The sequence below is a fragment of the Bartonella pachyuromydis genome, assembly GCF_039543065.1.
Classification (GTDB): Bacteria; Pseudomonadota; Alphaproteobacteria; order Rhizobiales; family Rhizobiaceae; genus Bartonella; species Bartonella pachyuromydis.
The window spans coordinates 1-6,206 of sequence record NZ_BAABJA010000028.1; the positions used below are offsets into that span (position 1 = coordinate 1).

The following is a 6,206-nucleotide window of genomic DNA, read 5'->3' on the forward strand; positions in this document are numbered from 1 at the left end:
AGATCCCCAGCCTTAATATCAGCAAAGTCTTTTAAAGCTTTAATGCGATAAAGAATTTGGTTATCGAATACACGTGTCTCATTTGTGAGTGCAAACTTTTTTTGCATAGCACAATTCCTTTATAAGAGATTTAAATTTTAAAATGAAATGTTTAAAGAGGGGCGCCCCCGCAACGCCCGTGCTTTATTTAAGCAGCGTCTTTTAATGACTGATCATCACCACAGATATCATGACGAATTTTAGCATGGCTATTCACAACAGCATTGCCATAAATTTTTACCTGATGATCAATATTGGATTTACCATAGACCTTTGCATTATCATAAATTTGAGCAAGGCAACCAACGCGCGCTGAGCCAGAAACTTTAGCATTGCCATAAATATTTGCACAATCCTTAATCCAGGCATTACAAAAGACATGAGCATTATCATAAACGCGCGCCCAGATATAAATGCGTGATTTGCCATATACACGAGCATTGCCAAAAACATAGCCACAAATATGAGCATTTTCATAAACATAGGCGTCATTAGAAATAGTAGCATTATCACTAATCACGGCATTGCCATAGACTTGACCACAGACCCTAGCGTTATCATGAATTTTTGCATTTTCATAAATATGAGCGGTTGTATCAAAAACCAAAGCCTTGCCATTTATGATAGCATTGCCATAAACCTTTGCACCTCTAAAGATTTTAGCTTCATTATAGATTTTAGCATTCTCATAAACAGTTGCATTCAAAAGAACGGCGGCATTATCATATACCCAGCAATTGCCCTCATGAGAGAGATTACTTTCATTTTCGATAAAACCACCTAAGGTACCTGCTTTGATATCATCAAAATCTCTAATGGCTTTAATGCGGTGTAAAGTAATCCCATCAAAAGTGAAACTTTCATTGGTAAATTTGTATTTTTTTGCAGGCTCTTGTTTATTATTAGATGCGGTTTCATTCGAAATGTTAGAAATAACGGGGGTGTTTTTTGAGATAGTGTTCATAGTTAAAACCTTACTGATTAAATGTTTGTTATTGACACCTCTATAGAGGCGCCGGGTGCTAACAAACACGGCAGTAAGTCCGTCGTTACACTTTTCCCATAAGGGTATTGTATGGTGTAACTACACCCGACAAAATCACTATATATGCTAACAAAAGCATAAAAGAAAGTCAGTTTTTAATAGGATTAGGTTTATCGCAACCTATTCGCTTACTGTTTAGTGTTGTTAAGCACTTGATTATTTATATAACAAAATGCGTATTTATTGTCAATTAATTTATGCACTTTTTTGATATTTTTTTTGTATTTTTTAAATACGTTGTGTATTGATAATATCTTATGATTATGAATTGCTTCTTTTATATTTATATGCGTTTAAAGCTATATTATGGGCTTTATGAAACGATTGCGTTATGTTTTGAATCTATACATCTATAATATTTAAAAAGGCTCTCATAATGCGTATTTTTATCTTTATAACCTATCAGTTTTTTACTAAATGAATTTAAATTTTTTTGTGAATTTTGTTTATAATACATTTAAAATTTAATAGCCTCTTATAGGTGCTCTCTTTATAATCAATGCGTTCATTTACAGTTTAGTTATTTGAAGCTGCTGTTTTTACGCATTTTCTATAGCTGTTATATGCTTTATAGCCATGGCATCATTTTTCATTGTCATAAGAGAAAGGATAAATAGGATATATGATAATTGTGCTTTATAGCTTTTTATTAAAACATCTAAAAAGAGATTGATAACTATAGAGATTAGTAAAATCGTTTTTAATAGACTTCTGTCAGTTTTGTCAGTTCATTCTAGTCCCTATATTATTTTCTTCAAATGAGAGAAAATAAAAAACAATATATTTCAATATGTTAGTATTTTTCATTTTTTTGAAATTCAATTCATAAAAACAGTGTAAACAATCAAGACTATTAATGACATAAGTTTTATTATTTTTGTCAGTATTTTGTCAGTAAATTGAACTGACAAAAGTGATCATTTTAGTGAGTGATTAAAACGGGTTTTATGAAAAGCATATGAAAACTGATTACGTTATCAAAATCCCTTTAATGAATTTTATCAATTTACTTAAATGGATAAACTTATAATTTTAGAGAATGATTAAAACACGTCTTATGAAAGCATGTGGTCTCTTAAAGCCTTTCAAAAGAAAGGGGGTATAATCATAAGCAATGCTATCAAGATCATTATGGTTATGGATTTTGAAGGGGTTTTGAGTTTTGACGGTTGCTGCTTTTATATAAAAAAATAGCAAAAAAATAAAAACGTTATGTTTCAATATGTTAGTATTTTTAAGATCTTAAAAAAACAACCTATATCGACAATACAACCTATGAATTCAACTAATGATATAGGTTTCGAGGGGGTTTTGACAATTTTTATACCTTCAAAACCTATAAGCAAAATGAATATACATAACTCTCTTTAAACAAAGCTTTTGAAAAGAATAAAGCTCTCATTTGAGATTACGGTATAATCTTTTAGAGGCAATCCAAATGACAGTGTTTAAAAATGCAAATGTTCTTTTTTTAGAATAACGCATATAAACACTCCTTTTAGATTGTATCTAATAAACTTACAAAAGAGGTATAGCTATATTCTATACCCCTTATGATTAGCATACCCATTATGTGAGTATGCTTCATAAGTTTATTCAGTTTCTCTCATTTCTAATTTTGGTAGGTTTTTAACGATTTTCATTGTCTCTAAACTTACGGTAATAACTCTTTGAAACAACTCCAATGGATAAGCAGGATTTCCAACGGTTTCAACAGCATAGCGATTAGCATCATTCACAATACCACTCTTTTTATCAGTCTTAACACATTGACGCCCCATAACCCATTCAAGGGCGGGTCTACCATTTACGATATAGTCATAAGCTTCAAGAGGGATATCTGTTATGATGATGTTGCTGTTATAAATAACAGTGGATTTATCCTTTTCCTTGCTATTCTTAATTTTTGCGAATTTCATTTCATTCACGTAATAGAATTCTTTAGGATTAGAGATATCAGTCTGTTTTGGATTGCCTTTTTTAAAGGTCACTGGATAAGGTTCCACATCTTCATAATTTACATGCAAATGACCCAGTTCACGTCCTGCTGTTACAAATTTCCAAAAATCTTCAGCAGTTTTTACACAAGGAATACGAGGCAATTCTTTAGAAAGGTTATCAGCATAACGGGAACGATAGTCTTCTGAATGTAAGATTCCATAAACGTAATAGAATAAATCATCTTTAGTTATGGTTTCATTAGGATAAGCTGCTTTAAAATGTGCTAATCCTTCATCAGTTATAGCATCACGTCGTTGTAAATCAGCTGTTTTGCTATCTTCTGTAGAATGCGTAAATAAATGGGATTGTTTCTCACTTTTACTTTTTGAGAACATAGTATCTTCATAAATATATCTTGGAAAGCATTGACTTTTCTCTATTGAATCCAAGTTAGGTAAATCCTTACTCATCAGTACAGAAAAACCACTTCTTGCTCCTGTTCCTGTAATTTGTATCACTCTATTTTCAATTGTTTGTCCTATTGGAAATATGCATGGCATTTTGGCGACCATTTCATTAAAGGTTCTATCATAATAAAGCCACTGTTTCGTAAAAGGGCGATATAAGCTCTGAGTGATGCATATCTCTTCAAATTCCAAAACCTTTTCTCTAGCTAAATGTTGTTTAAGATTAAGACTCCAACTGATTTTATTTTCATCGGAATTGACAAAATTATCTACAACTTTTGTAAGTGTTCTACGGTCAGTATGTGGATAACTATTATTAAAACGTTTTACCTCGCTATTATAGAAGGCAATCATATTACGCATATTTTTCTTTACAGTTTCACGGCTTGAGTTATACGCCCAAGCATCACGATTGGTTGAAACACCAAGAGAATAAATTTCAAAGAGCTTTTTATCATGCCCCTTTTTGACACCCATAGTTAAGAATATTTTGAAACTTTCGTCACGTTGCTTTATCCAATCACTATGTTTGTCTGGTGTAATGATTTGCCAGCCCTTTTTATCCGTAATGCCGCCAACACTACCAAAATACTCGAGAGCTGTAAGTTTTTCTTTTGTTGTGAGATTATTACCAATGTCATGATAGTAAATTTTATAATCTCCAGAAACATTGGGATTTTTGATAAATAGCGTTACCGCAATACCCGTCATGCTACCATTACCAAAAACATTCTCTCCTTCTTGAGCTTTCCCATTGCTTAACATATTTTTACGAATATCCCCCCGTAAATTAAGTACGTAAATACTCGTAAATTCTTTGGCTAAAGATTTTCGTAAACCGTCCATTGTTGGCTTTTCTATGTAACCAGAACCAGAAATAAAGCCGATTACTCCAGCATTATTAATACGATCACTTGCCCAGCGAATAGCGCGGATATAGCTATCATAAAGATTTCGCATATTCACTGCTTTTGATTGAGCTATATAAGTCTCACGGATACGATCATCTAATATAGAATAAGTGATGTTTTTTGCATTATCATTGGCACTTTTTTGCCCTGTTGAATAAGGGGGATTGCCAAAGATAACTTCGATATCCAGATTTTTCTGATGTTCTAAATATTCACTGTTTTCTTTAAATAATTCTTGTAGCAGACTTTTCTCTTCAAGCATCCGGAATGTATCAGTCAAACCAATATGTTTGAAAGGAATGTAATCTCCTTTCATAAGACCATGATAAGTCGATTCAATATTAATGGCTGCTATGTAATAGGCTAGTAAGACAATCTCATTGGCATGGATATCATAACGGTATTTATATTCCATGTCCTCTGGTTTTATAAGATTTGATTGTAACAACCGTGTGATAAAGGTACCAGTACCCGTAAAAGGGTCGAGAATAGAAACACCCCGTGATCCTAGACTTTTTCCAAATTCATTGCGTAAGACATCATCAACAGAGTGAATGATAAAATCCACAACCTCAACGGGGGTATAAACAATGCCAAGCCTATCGGTGGTTTTCTTAAATGCCTTGGCAAAAAAGTCTTCATAAAGTTTGATAATAAGGTTTTGTCTTGCTTGGGGGGAGGTAATCCCAGAGGCACGGAATTTCACACTGTCATAAAACTCTTGTAATTCTTTTGATACCTCTTCAATATTGGTTTTATCCAACTCAGCTAGGATCTTTTCCATCGCTTGCGAAATGGCATTGTTTTGTACAAATTCATTGCCATCAAACAAAGCTTCAAACACGGGACGCGTTACAAGATGTTGCCCTAACATCTCAAGCGCTTCTTCTTGTTTGATTTCGCTGTTTAAGTTGTTTTGTAATTCCTTATGAAAGCTCTCAAAGGCGTGATAGGCTTCACTGGTTTCATCAGAAAGAATGGTTTGAAGGCGTGTGATATGGTTTTGTGCAATCTCAGCAACATTGCCAGCCCAGATGCCCCAATAATCCGCAAGGGTAAATTTCTTAGCTAAAAGGGTTTTAAGGGCATTGGGAAACTCTTTATAAAAAGGTAATCTCATTTGCCCTTTATAACTATGCTGCGGTTCATAGGCTGCTTTTCCAATATCAAGCCCCGCGCTTTCTGGTTTCTCATAAACATAAATTTTATCTTCAACCGTCGTCATACTCTTTAAGGCTACAATCTCTAAAGTATGACTAACGTCTTGACCTAAAATCATCTGGTTAAGGGTGACTTCAAAATTCTCATCATGGGAAAGCAAAGCATTGATCACTTGCCAAACAACACTGTATCTCTTGTTGTATTTTAAAGCCTCTTCAGCAGAAATCCCAGCCGGTACCCCAACGGGTAAAATGATATAGCCTCTCTTTTTGCCTTTGGCACGGCGCATAATACGCCCCACCGCCTGTATCACGTCCACTTGGCTTTTACGCGGGTGTAAAAACATGATTGCATCAAGAGCAGGAACATCAACACCCTCAGAAAGACAGCGTACATTGGTGAGCACACGACACGCATGCTCCCCCGCATCTTCCTTTAACCAATCAAGGGCTTCATTGCGTTTCTTGGCACTTTGTGTTCCATCAATATGCGCAAAGGTACACTGAAGAGGCGGTGTCTCTTTATAGAGCTTATGAATACCAGACAATTCTTCCTGCATGCCTTTAGAATTGAATGTGTCACAGATACGTTCAGAGGTCTTAATGTCTCTACAAAAAGCCAAAGCCCGCCGCATGGGATTGG

At 34.4% G+C, this 6,206-nt stretch carries 2 protein-coding genes; both read right to left on the reverse strand.

What is annotated here, in order from left to right; translation table 11 throughout:
* Nucleotides 1-187: 187 nt before the first annotated feature.
* A complete protein-coding gene (locus ABD917_RS08380) occupies nt 188-1,003 on the reverse strand; it encodes an LbetaH domain-containing protein (RefSeq protein WP_345119618.1) in 816 nt (271 codons plus the stop codon).
* 1,673 nt (nt 1,004-2,676) lie between these two features.
* A partial coding sequence (locus ABD917_RS08385; protein WP_345119619.1) for a type ISP restriction/modification enzyme occupies nt 2,677-6,206 on the reverse strand: 3,530 nt, incomplete at its 5' end.